The organism is Streptomyces sp. NPDC007875 (assembly GCF_042868035.1).
GTDB lineage: Bacteria > Actinomycetota > Actinomycetes > Streptomycetales > Streptomycetaceae > Streptomyces > Streptomyces antimycoticus.
This window is the reverse complement of the sequence record NZ_JBIADZ010000009.1, coordinates 393,311-407,304: the sequence shown is the minus strand read 5'-3', so window position 1 is coordinate 407,304 and position 13,994 is coordinate 393,311. Positions and strand designations below refer to the sequence as shown.

Genomic DNA, 13,994 nt, shown 5'->3' with positions numbered 1-13,994 from the left:
CACCCTCCGCCGCGACGACGACACCCCCACCCGCTTCCTCACCAACCTCGCCCACCTCACCACCCACGGAACACCGGTCAACTGGCCCACCCTCTACACCGGCACACACCCCACCCGCATCCCCCTCCCCACCTACCCCTTCCAACAGGAGACGTTCTGGCTGGACCGCAGCGGCCCGGGCGATGTCCGTGCCGTCGGCCTGGAGGACACCGGCCATCCACTCGTCGGGGCTGTGGTGAGCGTGCCCGACACCGACGGTGTGCTGCTCACCGGACGGCTCTCCCTGCGCACCCACCCGTGGCTGGCCGACCATGCCGTCTCCGGCACCGTCCTGCTTCCCGGTACGGCGATGGTGGAGCTGGCGGTGCGTGCCGGAGACGAGGCGGAGGCCCACCTACTCGAGGAGTTGGTCATCAGTCGGCCGATGGCGGTGCCGGACGAGGGAACACTGCACGTCCAAGTGCTTGTCGGCGGCGACGACGGCGGGCGCCGCAAGGTCGGGGTCTACTCCCGCCCCGAGGGCACCCGGCAGTGGACCGAGCACGCCACCGGCACGCTGCTGACCGGCGGAACCGCCACCCCAGCGGCCACGGCAGCGCATCCGTGGCCGCCCGAGGGCGCGGAGCCGGTCGCCCTCGACGGGTTCTACGGGCAATTGGCCGAGGCGGGGTACGAGTACGGCCCGGCGTTCCGCGGCCTGAGCGCGGTGTGGAAACGGGACGACGAGGTGTTCGCCGAGGTGTCCGTGCCGGAGGACCAGACCGCGCTCGCCGGCCGGTTCGGCATCCATCCGGCGTTGCTGGACGCCACTCTGCACGCCGGGAACTTCTGCTTCGAGTCCGGTGGCGAGCGGCCCACGATGTTGCCGTTCGCCTGGACCGACGTGCGGCTCCACGCCGTCGGCGCCACCGCTGTACGGGTGCGGGCGACGGCGTCCGGCGCGGACGGGCTGTGTGTGCAGATCACCGATCCGCACGGGCTTCCGGTCGCCACGATCGGCTCCCTGCAGCTTCGGGAGACCACGCCCGAACAGTTGCGTGCCCTCGCGGCCGCCTCGGGTGGAAATGCCCTGTGGGCGGTCGAGTGGGCCGAGTGCGGGCTCGACGGCACGACGGAAACACAGTGGGCCACGCTCGGGGAGCCGGTCGGAGGGAGCCAACTCCCGGATCCTCCGCCGCACTATGCCGATGTTTCCCAGGTCGTGGAGGCGGAAGCGCCGCCTACGGCGCTCGTCGCCGACGTGTCCGCCTGGACTCCCGAGAACACCGCGCCACCCATCGACCGCGCCCACGCGCTCTGTGCCCGGGTCCTCGATCTACTGCGGCAATGGGTGGATCGGCCCGAGCTGACGGACACCCGGCTGGTGATCCTCACCCGCGGTGCCATGGCGGTCCACAACGCCGCCGAGGTCACGGATCCGGCCGCCGCCGCGGTCTGGGGCCTGGTCCGCTCGGCCCAGTCCGAGCACCCCGGCCGTATCCATCTCATCGACATCGACGAGCACTCCGACCGCATCCTGCCCACGGCCCTCAACGCCACCGACCACCCCCAACTCGCCCTCCGCGACGCCACCGCCTACACCCCCCGCCTGACCCCCGCGCCCACTCCCACACCCCATCCCCTCACTCTCGCCCCCGAGGGAACCGTCCTCATCACCGGCGGCACCGGCACCCTCGGCGCTCTCACCGCCCGCCACCTCATCACCCACCACAAGGCACGCAACCTCCTTCTGGTCAGCCGCCAGGGACCCGGCGCCCCCGGCGCGGAACGGCTGAGCGAGGAGCTGACCCAGCTCGGCGCCCGCATCCGGATCGCCGCCTGCGACGTCGCCGACCGCGACCAGCTCGCCACCGTCCTCGCCGACCTCCCGGCCGACCATCCCCTCACCGCCGTCATCCACACCGCCGGCGCCCTCGACGACGCCCTGCTCACCGACCTCACCCCGGAACGCCTGGGCACCGTCTTCCGCCCCAAGGTCGACGCCCTCACCCATCTCCACGACCTCACCCGCGACCATGACCTCGCGGCCTTCGTCATCTACTCCTCCGCCACCGGCGCGCTCGGCACCCCCGGTCAGGCCAACTACGCGGCCGCCAACACCTACGCCGACGCCCTCGCCCAGCGGCGCCACGCCGCCGGGCTTCCCGCCACCTCCCTCGCCTGGGGGCTGTGGGAAACCACCAGCGCCCTCACCGCCGGGATGTCCACCACCCATCAGCAGCGCACCCGCCACAGCGGCATCGTCCCCCTGACCGACGCCGATGGCATGCGCCTCCTCGACACCGCGCTCGCCACCCACCAGCCCCACCTCATCCCCCTCAAGCTCGATCGCGCCGCCCTCCAGAGCAACGCCGCTCCCCACACCCTCCCGCCCCTCCTGCGCACCCTGGCGCAAAGCCACCACCGCCCCACCGCCCACACCACCCCCCAGATCGCCACCGCCCCACCCCTCCCCGAGCAACTCGCCGCCCTCGATCCGGACCAGCGACTCCAGCACCTCACCGCATTCGTCCGCGCCGAAGCCGCGGCCGTCCTCGGACACGCCACCCCGGACGCGGTGGGGCCCGACGATCCGCTCTTCGAGATCGGGTTCGACTCCCTGACCGCGGTGGAACTGCGCAACCGGCTCAACGCGGCCACGGGCCTCCAGCTCCCGGCGGCGTTGCTGTTCGACCACCCCACCCCGGCGATGGCCGCCGAGCACCTCCAGGAACAGCTCGCGCGGAAAGACGCCGCCTGAGACGGACAACGACGTCCCCGGCCGCCGTGGCGGCCGGGGACACGGTCGTGGGGCGTTCCCCCGCCCTCCTCACCAGGCCGCCGCCGTGCGCCGGGCAACGTAACTGGTCCCCTCCCCCGCTTTCTTCGAGGGAAGGGACCAGTTACGTTGCCCGGTTTTATGGCCCGGCGTCCGTCGTTCCTTACGTGTCCGAGGTGACGCTCTCCCCGGTCCGGGCCGCTCGGCGGCGCTCGTCGCCCGCCTTGACCAGGGCGTACCGGATGGCCAGTGCCGCCGCGTTGACCGCGTGCAGCGCCTCCTGGGCGGCACTGTCCGGCTGTTGCTTTCCGGTGGCGGCGGCCGAGGTGGACTGTGCGGCCTCCAGGCAGGCGACGCACGCCTCCACGAGGGCGTCCGGCCGCCCGCCGGCCCGGCCCAGCTCCGTCAGCAGCCGGGTGATCTCCCGGTGCACTTCGCTGATCGGGTCCACCGCCGTCGGGTCACCCAACGTCGGGTCCACCGCCGTCGGGGCCCCCACCATCGGGTCAGCCACTTTCGGGTCCGCCGCCATCGGGTCAACGCCCCCGCGCACCGTCGTCAGCGGGCCCGTGGGCCGGCGGGAGGTCCCCGGCCGGGGCCAGGGTGAGGAAGCGCTGCTCCCACAGGGCGAACACCTCGGTGGCCAGTGCCTCCGACAGCCCGCCCACGGTCTTGGCCAGATCCCCGAGGGTGGTGGTGCCGTCCACCGCGCCGAGCAGTTCGTACAGCTCGAGAGAGACCTTCGCGGACGGGCCGCCGTCGTAGTCGAGGTGGATCTCGTGGGTCTTCGCTCCCGCCGAGGCGTCCGGACCGGCCGCCCTGCGCTCGACCAGCCGGGTCACCGGGCGGAACCGCGGGACCAGAACGCCCAGGTCGGGCGCGGGTTTGCCGCGTACCAGGCAGTCCTCCACCACCAGAACGTCCAGGTCGGTGGTCAGGAAGCTGGTGACCACGTCGTCGAGGCTCTGCACGATGGGTTCGGCGTTGTTGTTGAAGGAGGTGTTGAGGAGCACGGGAGTGCCGGTCAGTTCGCCGAACCGCCGCACCAGGCGGTGGAACCGCTCGCCCGACTCGGCGGAGACCACCTGCACCCGGGCGGTGCCGTCCACGTGGGTGACCGCGCCGAGTTCGGCACGCCGCTCCGGCAGCACCGGCACCACGAAGGACATGAACTCGTGATTGCCGTCCGCGCCGGAGAGGTCGAAGTAGTCGGCGGCGGCTTCGGCCGTGACCACCGGGGCGAACGGCCGGAAGCCCTCGCGCTTCTTCACCATCGCGTTGATGCGGGTCCGGTTCTCCTCGGGGCGTGCGTCCGCGACGATGCTGCGGTGGCCCAGGGCGCGGGGGCCGAACTCGGAGCGGCCGTACGCCCAGCCGAGCACCTGGCCCTCGGCGAGGAGGCCGGCCGCCGTCTCCACGGCGTCGTCCGGGAACTCCACATCGATCAGCGGCGCCCAGTCGGCCAACCGTGCCCTGATCTGCTCCCGGCCGCCCAGTGCCGGGCCGAGGCTCGCGCTGAGCAGCCGCTTCCTCGGCCGCTCGAGCGTGCCCAGGCTCGCCGCCGCGGCGTAGGCGGCGCCCTCGCCCGCGCCCGCGTCGTGCGAGGCGGGGTGCACGAACACCTCGTCGAAGAGCCCGGACTTGAGGATCAGCCCGTTGAGGCTGGAGTTGTGGGCGACGCCGCCGCCGAAGCACAGGCGCGAGAGGCCGCTGGTCTTCGCCCAGTATTCGAGGATGTGCAGCACGATCTTCTCGACCGTCTCCTGGAGCGCGGCGGCGAAGTCGCGGTGCGCTTGTGTGAACGGCTCGCCCTTGCGGCGCGGCCGGAAGCCCTCGGCGTAGAACAGCGGGCTGACCAGGTTCGGCACCATGATGTTGCCGTGCAGCTCGTACTCGCCGTTGTCCTGGAGGGTGTAGAGCTTGGCGAAGGTGTCGCGGTAGGTCTCGGGGTTGCCCCAGGGAGCCAGGCCCATCACCTTGTACTCGTCACCGAAGCCGTAGCCGAGCAGATAGGTGGCGTTCAGGTAGAGCCCGCCGAGCGACTTGGGGACGGGGTAGTCGGCCAGCTTCTCCAGATGCGTGCCCTCGGCGCGGTAGACGGTGCCGGAGTGCAGTTCGCCACGGCCGTCCAGCACCAGGACCAGCGCGGAGTCCATGCCGGAGTGCAGATACGAGGAGTACGCGTGCGCCTCGTGGTGCGGCACGTACACCAGCTTCTCGTCCGGCAGGTCCCAGCCCAGGCCCTCCTTCAGCCGCTGCCGGATCAGCTCCCGGGAGTAGCGCAGGGGTGCTCGCGGGTATTCGGTGTAGAGGTGGTTGAGGACGGTGTCGATGTGGTTCTCGGGAAAGTAGTAGCCCACCGCGTCGACGTCCTCGGGCCGCGCACCGGCCAGGGCCAGGCACTCGCGGACCGCGTTGAGGGGAAATTTGGTCGTCTTCTTGATCCGGTTGAGCCGCTCCTCCTCCACGGCGGCCACGAGTTCGCCGTCGCGGATCAAAGAAGCCGCCGAGTCGTGAAAGAACACCTCGCCCAGTTGCGGCACCACATCGGTGTCCGCGGCGGAGAAGTTGCCGTTGAGCCCGAGCACAAGCACAGTGATCACCCAAACCAGTCGGAGGCGAACGCGAGGATGCGGGGCGGAAGACGCCCGCCGGTCACCGGGAGCGCGGCAGCGCCGCGTCGGCGAGCTCAGGCGCCGTCAGCCGCAGCGTCGTCGGAGCCGGCTGGAACGCGGGGGTGAGGTGGAGGCGTTCGACCCCCTCCTCGCCGGAGGCCGCGAGGGCGGCGGTGCACGCGCAGGTGGTGTCGGCGAACCCGGCGAAGCGGTAGGCGACCTCCATCATCCGGTTGCGATCGGTGCGCCGGAAGTCGGCGGCCAGGTGCACCCCGGCCTGCGCCGCCTGATCGGCCAGCCAGCTCAGCAGGGTGGACCCGGCGCCGTAGGAGACCACACGGCAGGAGGTGGCGAGCAGCTTCAGGTGCCACACCGCGGGGTGCCGTTCCAGCAGCACGATGCCGACGGCGCCGTGCGGGCCGAACCGGTCGGCCATCGTGATGACCAGCACCTCATGTGCGGGGTCGGTGAGCAGTCCGCGCAGTGCGGAGTCGGGGTAGTGCACACCGGTGGCGTTCATCTGGCTGGTGCGCAGGGTGAGTTCCTCGACCCGGGACAGCTCCCGCTCCGTGGCGCGGGAGATGCCCATCCGTATGTCCAGGGTGCGCAGGAAGTCCTCGTCGGGGCCGCTGAACTCGGCCCGCTCGGCGTCCCGGCGGAACCCCGACTGGTACATGGTCCGGCGCTGCCGCGAGTCCACGGTGACCACGGCGGGGCTGAACTCGGGCAGCCGGGTGAGCCCGGTCAGGTCCTCGGCCGCGTAGCAGCGCACCTCGGGGAGCCGGTAGGTGACCTCGGCTCGTTCGGCGGGCTGGTCGTCGACGAACGCCATGGCGCGGTCGGCGAAGTTCAGCCGGTCCGCGATGGCACGTACCGACGCCGATTTGGGCCCCCAGCCGATGTGCGGCAGTACGAAGTACTCGGCGAGGCCCAGCGCCTCCAGGCGCTCCCAGGCGTGGTCGTGGTCGTTCTTGCTGGCGATCGACTGGAGAATGCCGCGTTCGTCGAGGGTGGTGATGACCTCGCGCACCCACTCGAACGGCAGCACCTCGCCATCTTCGAGCAGGGTGCCGCGCCACAGTGTGTTGTCCAGGTCCCAGACGAGACATTTGACGGCCGTCGGCGGCTCGCTCACGGGCTTCCCCTCCGTCATGCTTGCACCTTCTTCCGCGTGTGCTGGGCGAGGACGAGCTGGCAGATCTCGCTGGTGCCCTCGATGACTTCCATCAGCTTCGCGTCGCGGTACGCCCGGGCCACCACATGGCCGTCGGATGCCGCGGCCGACGCCAGGAGCTGTACGGCGCGTGCCGCGCCCTCGGCCGCCTCGCGGGACGCGACGTACTTGGCGTGCACCGCGTCGACCGCCATGTCGGGCGAGCCGGTGTCCCAGGAGGCGCTGGCGTGTTCGCAGGCCCGGGTGGCGTGCCGCTCCGCGACGTACAGCTCGGCCAGGTGCCGGGCCACCAGCTGGTGCTCGGCCAGTTTGCGGCCGGACTGTTCCCGGGTGGCGGTGTGGGTGGCGGCGGCGTCCAGGCAGGCGCGCAGGATGCCGACGCACCCCCACGCCACGGACATGCGTCCGTAGGTGAGCGCCGCGGTGGTCGCCAGGGGCAGGGGCAGTCCGGTGCCGCCGAGTACGTGGCCGGCGGGCACCCGGACCGCGTCCAGGGTGATGTCCGCGTGGCCGGCGGCCCGGCAGCCCAGCGGGTCCGGCACCCGTGTGATGCGGACGCCGGGGGCCTGGGCGGGCACCACCACGGCCGCGGCGCCGCCCCGGTATTTCCCGAACACCACCAGCAGATCGGCATAGTGGGCGGCGGTGATCCACACCTTGCGCCCGGTGACGACCACATGTGTACCGTCGTCGGCGATCACGGTCTCCATCGCCGCCAGGTCGCTGCCCGCCCCGGGCTCACTGAATCCGACCGCCGCCAGATCACCGGAGGTCAGCCGGGGCAGAAAGGTGTCCCACTGCTCCGCGCCGCCGAGCCGCCGTACGGTCCACGCCGCCATGCCCTGGGACGTCATCACGCTGCGCAGCGAGCTGCATTGGGCGCCGACCGCCGCGGTGAGCTCCCCGCCCGCACGGCTGTCCAGTCCGGTGCCGCCGTGCTCGGGGCCGACCTGTGCGCACAGCACACCGGAGGCGCCGAGTGTGACCAGGAGCTCGCGGGGCAGCTCCCCGGCCAGGTCCCAGGCGTCCGCCCGGTCGCCGATCAACCCGCTGACCAGCTCCGTATGGCTGGTGGCGGCGTCGGTCACGGCCGTGCCCCGCGCAGCCGCAGAACCATCGCGGTCATCGCGTTGACCGTGCGGAAGTTGTCCAGCGCCAGGTCGGGGCCGGTGATCACCACGTCGAAGGACGACTCCAGGTGCACGACCAGCTCCATGGCGAACATCGAGGACACGGCGCCGGAGCTGAACAGGTCGGTGTCCGGGTCCCAGGTCTGCTTGGTGCGCTGTTCGAGGAACTGCTGCACCTCCTGCGCCACCGTCTCGGCGGTGTGGCTGCCCGGCTCGGATGAGATGGTCACGCCAGTTCCTTCCCGTATGCGTAGAACCCGCGGCCCGACTTGCGGCCCAGGTGGCCGTCGCGGACCTTCTTCAGCAGCAGCTCGCACGGCGCGCACCGAGGATCGCCGGTGCGTATCTGCAGCACGCGCAGCGAGTCGGCGAGGTTGTCCAGGCCGATCAGGTCCGCGGTGCGCAGCGGCCCGGTGCGGTGGCCCAGGCAGTCCCGCATGAGTACGTCCACGGCCTCCACCGTCGCCGTGCCCTCCTGCACCACCCGGATCGCGTCGTTGATCATCGGGTGCAGCACCCGGCTGGTGACGAACCCCGGCCCGTCGCCGACGACGACCGGCTTGCGCTCCAGCGCACGCAGCAGATCCGTCACGGCCGTCATCACCGCTTCCCCGGTACGGGGGCCGCGGATCACCTCCACCGTGGGGATCAGATAGGGCGGGTTCATGAAGTGGGTGCCGACCAGCCGTGCCGGATCGGCGATATGACCGGCCAGTTCGTCGATCGGGATGGAGGAGGTGTTCGAGATCAGCGGCACCCGCGCTCCGGTGAGCCCGGCGACCGCTTCGAGCACCTTGGCCTTGGTGGGGGTGTCCTCGGTGACGGCCTCCACCACGGCGGTGGCGTTCCGGCCGTCGGCCAGGGACGCGGTGACCGTCAGCTCGCCCTGCGGGCGGCCGGCCGGCCGGGCTCCCATGAGCTGGGCCATGCGGAGCCGTTCGGTGACCGCGGCCCGTGTTCGGCCGGCCTTGGCCTCGTCCACCTCGACGACCGTCACCGGGATTCCGTGCCCGACGGCGAGAGAGGTGATTCCCAGTCCCATCGTTCCTGCGCCCAGCACCGTGAGCCGCGGCGCTTCCGCATCTCCGCTCATCAATCGCCTCCGCAGCGCGTTGTGAACAACGTGCCGACCATGACACGCGCTTCCGCGTTCACGGTATTCTCCGGGCGGTCACACAAATCCCCTAAGGATCCCCCCTATACCCCCCTCAGCCGGAATATGAGTTCCAGCATTCTGGAAGACGCCATTGCACGGCGCATCGACGGATTCCTAGCATGGGCCGCATTGCCTTTCCCTGGACCTTCCCTTTTCACCTTTGCGGGGTGCGGAAATCCGATGGCTCAGCAAGTCGATGTGACCGAAGAAATTCTCGGATATGTCCGGGAACTGTCCCTGCGCGATGACGAGATTCTGGCCGGGCTGCGGGCGGAAACCGCGGGTCTGCCGGCCGCCCAGGCCATGCAGGTGATGCCCGAGGAGGGCCAGCTCCTCGGGCTGCTGGTGAGACTCGTCGACGCCCGTTCGGTGTTGGAGATCGGCACCTTCACCGGTTACAGCACGCTGTGCATGGCGCGGGCCCTGCCGACCGACGGCACGCTGGTGACCTGCGACATCACGGCGAAGTGGCCGGGGCTCGGCCGCCCGTTCTGGGAGCGCGCCGACGTGGCGGACCGCATCGACGTGCGCATCGGTGACGCGAAGGAGACACTGGCCGGACTGCGGCGGGAGGGCCGGGAGTTCGACCTGGTCTTCATCGACGCGGACAAGACCGGATACCCGCACTATTACGAGGAGTCGCTGGCGATGCTCCGGCGCGGCGGGCTCATCGTCCTGGACAACACCCTCTTCTTCGGCCGGGTGACCGACCCCGCCGCGCAGGACGCCGACACCGCCGCCCTGCGCGAGGTGAACAAGCTCCTCCGGGAGGACGGACGCGTCGAGATCAGCATGCTCACCGTGGGTGATGGCATCACGCTCGCGGTCAAACGCTGAGTCTTCGGGTGAGCCTCTGACGGGCTGCGCGTCCGAGGGTCTGAACGCCTGAGCGTCTGACGGCCATGTTCCTGGGCCCTCCCGGGACATGGCCGTCGGCGCGGCTCCGGCTCTTAGGCGCGGGGCGCCGCTGTCACGCCAACTCCAGGCGGTCGGCGTACAGTTCGGTGGGCAGCTGCTCCCGGTGCTTGATGTCCAGCTTGCGGAACACCCGGGTCAGATGCTGCTCCACCGTGCTGGCCGTGACGTACAGCTTCCCGGCGATCTCCCGGTTGGTGTAGCCCATGGCGGCCAGCGACGCGACACGCCGTTCGGAGTGCGTCAGCCGCTCGATCGCGGTGTCCGACTTCGGCGCCGGCGCGGTGGCATGGGCCTGGTCGTCGGCCGGCAGCCACTCCTCGTACAGCGACGCCGCGTCGCACATCTTCGCCACGTGCCAGGCCCGGCGCATGGTCCGGCGCGCCTGCTTCTTCTCACCGAGCGCGTGGTACGCCTGGCTGAGGTCCCACAGCGTGCGGGCCAGCTCGTACTTGTCCTCCTGCTCGGTGAACAGGCCCACCGCCTCGTTGAGCAACTGCGGCCGCCGCTTCGCCGAACTGGTGGCCGCCAGAAGGCGCAATGACTGCCCGCGGGCCCGGGCGCCGTCCGTGTGCGGACGGCTGAGCTGCTGGTAGACCAGTATCCGGGCCTGGTCGTGGTTGCCCTGCGCCAGCCATGCCTCCGCCGCCCCGATCCGCCACGGCACCGGGTCGCAGCCGCTGCTCAGCCCCCAGTCGGTGAGCAGTTCGCCGCACAGCAGGAAGTCCGCGAGCGCGGCTTGGTGCCGGTCCGCCGCCAGGAAGTAGTGGCCGCGCGCGTACAGGTAGTGCAGTCCGTAGGAGCTTTTGAACATGGCGTTGGGTACGGTCTGCGCGACATGGAACCCCGCCTCCTCGTGCCGCCCCATCCGCGTACACGCCAGGATGAGGGCGCCGAGCGGCAGCCCGATCGCGACACCCCAGGCGCCGGGGGAGGCATGGGTGAGGGCGGCGCGGGACTGCTCCGCGGCCTCGGCGAGGTCACCGCGGCGCAGGGCGATCTCCGACCTGGCCGCCGACAGCACCGCCTGCCGCATCGGGACGTGCGGTCCCCCACCGGTCTCGCCGAGCGCACCCTCGCACCAGGCGGACGCCAGGTCGTTCCGGCCGCCGTAGACCAGGGCGAGCAGGGCGAACAGCCCAGCCTGCTCGTGGCATGCCGGGTCGTGTCCGAGCTGCAGTTCGCGCAGCACCTCCTCGGCCCGACGGACGGTGTCATGGGTCTGCCCGCCGGTGAGCACGTCGGCCAGGACCGTGCCGGCCCGGGGCCACACCGCCGCCCGTGTCGCCGCGGAGCCACCGTGCTCGGCCGGGGCTGCCCGCCGCTCCGCCAGCCAGGGATAGGTGCAGGTGAGTGCCGCCTCGATGGCATGGAGCTGCTCCGTGGCCGCGGGGTCCTCGCGCAGATGGGCCAGCAGCCCCTCCACCTCGCTCAGTCCCCCCTTCCACAGGAGCTGCATGAGCAGGGTCACGCTGTCGGGGAGGCCGAGCCGGCCGGCGCGGACGGCGCCGTACAGCGGTGCGTGGTGCCGTGTGGCGGTGGACGGATTGATCTTCCATTCCGCCTCGGCGAGCTTCGCCTGCAGGGCGGCGCGGCGCTCTTCGTGTGGGCATTGCTCGAAGGACTGCTCCAGTAAGTCGACGGCGATGGAGGCCTCTTCGCCCACCGCCACCTGCTCGACCACTTCCAGAAGCACCTCGGCCGACCATGAATCGGGGATCTGCCCGGCCCGCACCAGATGGCGGGCGATCGTGGTGGCGGGCCTGCCCTGGTCGTGCAGCAGCCGCGCGGCCCGCTGGTGCAGGGTCCTGCGGGCCTGCGCCGGCATGTCGTTGAGCACGCTCAACCGGGCCGCCTCCTGCCGGAACGCGCCGTCGTCCATCAGCCCGGCCCCGGTCAGCGCCGCGAGCACCTGGCTGATGGGCTCGGGCTCGTGTCCGGTCATCCAGGCGAGGTCGGCGGCGGGCAGGGCGGAGCCCACCACGGCCAGCGCGCGTACCACGTCCAGGAAGATCGGCTCATTGCGGTGCAGGCAGCTCAGGAAGGACTGGCCGTAGCCGGCCTGGCGGGCCTCGCCGTGCTCGCGGTAGTCGGACAGCAACGTGTGCAGCAGCAGCCGGTTGCCACCGGTGGCGGCGCAGATGTCGCCGACGCGGCGGCGCGCGGTCTCCCCCAGCTCGGCCACGACCACTTCGGCCACCTGGGCGGGGGAGAGCGGGCCCAGTCCGATGCGGCGCAGGTGCTGGGCGCGCAGCAGTTCGTAGCGGAGCGGCAGGGACGAGGGCAGGCTCAAATCGTCGGTGAATACGGACGCGATCCGCGCCGAGTCCAGGCGCCGCACCAGCTGCAGGAGGAAGTGCGCGGAGGCCGGATCGCTGTGCCGCACATCGTCCACGGCGAGGAGCAGCGGCGTGTGTTCCGCATGGTCGATCAGCGCGGTGCACAGCCGATGGCACAGCCGGGCGATCTCGGCCTGGTCCACCGGATCGCCGGCCCCGCGGAGGATGTCCGGCAGCCCCGGTACCTCGGGCAGCCCGCCCGGTGACTTCCAGGCGCCGCGGGCCAATTGGGAGACGACGCCGAAGGGGAGGTCCCGCTCGCTGGGGGAACAGGTCGCCGTGACGGCCAGATAGCCGGCCTCCGCGGCTCGCTCGGCGAGCGACCGGAGCAGGGTCGTCTTCCCGCATGCCAGCGGTCCGTCCACGAGAAGAGCCTGCCCGGGCCGCACCAAAGAGTCACCGAATGGATGTCCGAGGTACGCCGCGGTATGCAATACCCCGCCCATCGGACGGGAATTCCGCTCGGTATTCACCGGCATGGCATAGCTGTAGGGCATGGTGGTGGTCCCCGATCGAGGTCGACGGAATGCGGACTCGCGGCCCTTGAGTCAGACCAAATTGTTGATCGGGACACGATTCCATCAGCACGCCCCTGCCGGCCTCAACCCCTACCGGAACCTCCGCCCCCTAACCGGCCCCACCACATCTCGTTCTCTTCATCGCGCCGTTCAGTTATCCGTGGCGGGCGCCGCACGGTCAACCCCCTATCGACTCCGTGCGCCCCTAAAACGTATGCCGAGAAACGTCCGGGGCCGTGGATACCGAGGCGTCACCATGCGGGCGCGCGGGGCATCGCCGCGAGGGCGGCGCTGACGGTGTCCTCGGGGATCCCGCGCACCAGTCCGGGCCCCTCGGGGCCGTCCAGGACGAACGTCAGCCCGTCGGTGGCCTTCTTGTCCAGGCGCATCAGCTCCACCAGCTCGGACACGGAGACATCCGGGGGCAGCCCGGTCGGCAGGCCGTAGCGGGCGACCACGTCATGGTGCTCGGCCACCCGTTCCGGACCGATGCGCCCCAGCGCGCCGGCGAGCCGGCCGGCGAAGACCGTGCCGATGGCCACGCCCTCGCCGTGCCGCAGCGCGAACCCGGTGGCACGTTCCAGCGCATGCCCCAAGGTGTGTCCGTAGTTGAGGAGGTGGCGCAGGCCCGAGTCGCGTTCGTCCGCGGCGACGATGCCCGCCTTGAGCGTCACACTGGCCGAGATCTGGTCGAGCAGCGGCAGCCCGTCGAGATCGGGCGCGCCGATGAAGTGGCAGCGGGCGATCTCGCCGAGGCCGTTGCGCCATTCCCGTTCGGGCAGGGTTTTCAGGTGCTCGAGGTCGCAGAGCACGGCCGCGGGCTGCCAGTAGGCGCCGACCAGGTTCTTGCCCTCGGGCAGGTTCACCGCGGTCTTCCCGCCGACGCTCGCGTCCACCTGGGCGAGCAGCGAGGTCGGCACGTGTACGACCGGGGTGCCCCGGTGGTAGAGGGACGCGGCCAGGCCCACCGTGTCGGTCGTGGTGCCGCCGCCGCAGGACACCACCACATCCGAGCGGGTCAGTCCGAATCCGACGAACCGGCGGCACAGGTCCGTCACGGCGGCCAGGTCCTTGGCCTCCTCCCCGTCGCGGGCGGGCACGACGAGCGAGGGCACTCCTGGGTCGGGGGTCTGCGCGGCGGGCCGCGTGGTGACCACCACCGCCCGGCGCGCGCCCAGGGCGGCCACCACCTCGGGGAGCAGCCGCTGGACACCGTGGCCGATGTGAACGGTGTAGGAGCGTTCGGCCAGCCCGACGGTGACCTGCCGGACAGGGGACGCGGAGTGGGCGGCCGGAGTGGAAGTCGACGTGGTCAAGACTGCCTTCCCATCGCTGGCGCGGCCCCGGCGAGAGGCCGTCTCGCCGGGGCCGGAATCGGGTGCGGAGCCC

Annotated in this window: 10 protein-coding genes; 2 read left to right on the top strand and 8 right to left on the bottom strand. The window is 71.3% G+C overall.

Annotation, left to right across the window (positions count from 1 at the left end):
• Positions 1 to 2,740, top strand: a 2,740-nt coding sequence (locus ACFYOY_RS21610; RefSeq protein ID WP_388588866.1) for an SDR family NAD(P)-dependent oxidoreductase, incomplete at its 5' end; no start/stop codon positions are given.
• 181 nt (positions 2,741 to 2,921) lie between these two features.
• On the opposite strand, the gene ACFYOY_RS21605 is transcribed toward ACFYOY_RS21610, so the two are convergent.
• The 6 genes from ACFYOY_RS21605 to ACFYOY_RS21580 are packed head-to-tail and all read right to left on the bottom strand — an operon-like array spanning position 2,922 to position 8,770.
• Positions 2,922 to 3,272 carry an O-linked N-acetylglucosamine transferase gene (locus ACFYOY_RS21605; protein ID WP_351894023.1) on the bottom strand — a complete coding sequence of 117 codons (351 nt, stop codon included), beginning with the start codon at positions 3,270 to 3,272 and terminating at the stop codon, positions 2,922 to 2,924.
• Between the two features lie 22 nt (positions 3,273 to 3,294).
• Entirely contained in the window at positions 3,295 to 5,361 is a 2,067-nt protein-coding gene (locus tag ACFYOY_RS21600; RefSeq protein WP_388588863.1) for a carbamoyltransferase, read from the bottom strand.
• A gap of 52 nt (positions 5,362 to 5,413) precedes the next feature.
• On the bottom strand, positions 5,414 to 6,526 hold the full coding sequence (locus ACFYOY_RS21595; RefSeq protein ID WP_351894016.1) for an HAD-IIIC family phosphatase: 1,113 nt from the start codon (positions 6,524 to 6,526) through the stop codon (positions 5,414 to 5,416).
• Positions 6,523 to 7,635: an acyl-CoA dehydrogenase family protein gene (locus tag ACFYOY_RS21590; RefSeq protein ID WP_351894012.1), complete on the bottom strand. Its 1,113-nt coding sequence runs from the start codon at positions 7,633 to 7,635 to the stop codon at positions 6,523 to 6,525. The genes ACFYOY_RS21595 and ACFYOY_RS21590 overlap by 4 nt, the downstream gene beginning before the upstream one ends.
• Positions 7,632 to 7,907 carry an acyl carrier protein gene (locus tag ACFYOY_RS21585; protein WP_351894009.1) on the bottom strand — a complete coding sequence of 92 codons (276 nt, stop codon included), beginning with the start codon at positions 7,905 to 7,907 and terminating at the stop codon, positions 7,632 to 7,634. The genes ACFYOY_RS21590 and ACFYOY_RS21585 overlap by 4 nt, the downstream gene beginning before the upstream one ends.
• On the bottom strand, positions 7,904 to 8,770 hold the full coding sequence (locus ACFYOY_RS21580) for a 3-hydroxyacyl-CoA dehydrogenase family protein (RefSeq protein ID WP_351894005.1): 867 nt from the start codon (positions 8,768 to 8,770) through the stop codon (positions 7,904 to 7,906). Before ACFYOY_RS21580 ends, ACFYOY_RS21585 begins: the two co-directional genes overlap by 4 nt.
• Before the next feature lie 243 nt (positions 8,771 to 9,013).
• On the opposite strand from ACFYOY_RS21580, the gene ACFYOY_RS21575 reads away from it, so the two are divergent.
• Positions 9,014 to 9,670 carry a class I SAM-dependent methyltransferase gene (locus tag ACFYOY_RS21575; RefSeq protein WP_351894001.1) on the top strand — a complete coding sequence of 219 codons (657 nt, stop codon included), beginning with the start codon at positions 9,014 to 9,016 and terminating at the stop codon, positions 9,668 to 9,670.
• 133 nt (positions 9,671 to 9,803) lie between these two features.
• Here ACFYOY_RS21575 and ACFYOY_RS21570 read toward each other — a convergent pair whose 3' ends face one another.
• Positions 9,804 to 12,533, bottom strand: a complete 2,730-nt coding sequence (locus tag ACFYOY_RS21570) for an AAA family ATPase (protein WP_388588889.1) — start codon at positions 12,531 to 12,533, stop codon at positions 9,804 to 9,806.
• Positions 12,534 to 12,856: 323 nt separating this feature from the next.
• Positions 12,857 to 13,921, bottom strand: coding sequence for a 3-dehydroquinate synthase family protein (locus ACFYOY_RS21565; protein ID WP_388588859.1), 1,065 nt, complete (start codon positions 13,919 to 13,921; stop codon positions 12,857 to 12,859).
• Positions 13,922 to 13,994 lie beyond the last annotated feature (73 nt).

Bases quoted from the DNA above. Each gene is read 5' to 3' on its own strand.
- ACFYOY_RS21595 (WP_351894016.1), bottom strand. From the start codon at position 6,526: ATGACGGAGGGGAAGCCCGTGAGCGAGCCGCCGACGGCCGTCAAATGT.
- ACFYOY_RS21580 (WP_351894005.1), bottom strand. From the start codon at position 8,770: ATGAGCGGAGATGCGGAAGCGCCGCGGCTCACGGTGCTGGGCGCAGGA.
- ACFYOY_RS21575 (WP_351894001.1), top strand. From the start codon at position 9,014: ATGGCTCAGCAAGTCGATGTGACCGAAGAAATTCTCGGATATGTCCGG.
- ACFYOY_RS21570 (WP_388588889.1), bottom strand. From the start codon at position 12,533: ATGGGCGGGGTATTGCATACCGCGGCGTACCTCGGACATCCATTCGGT.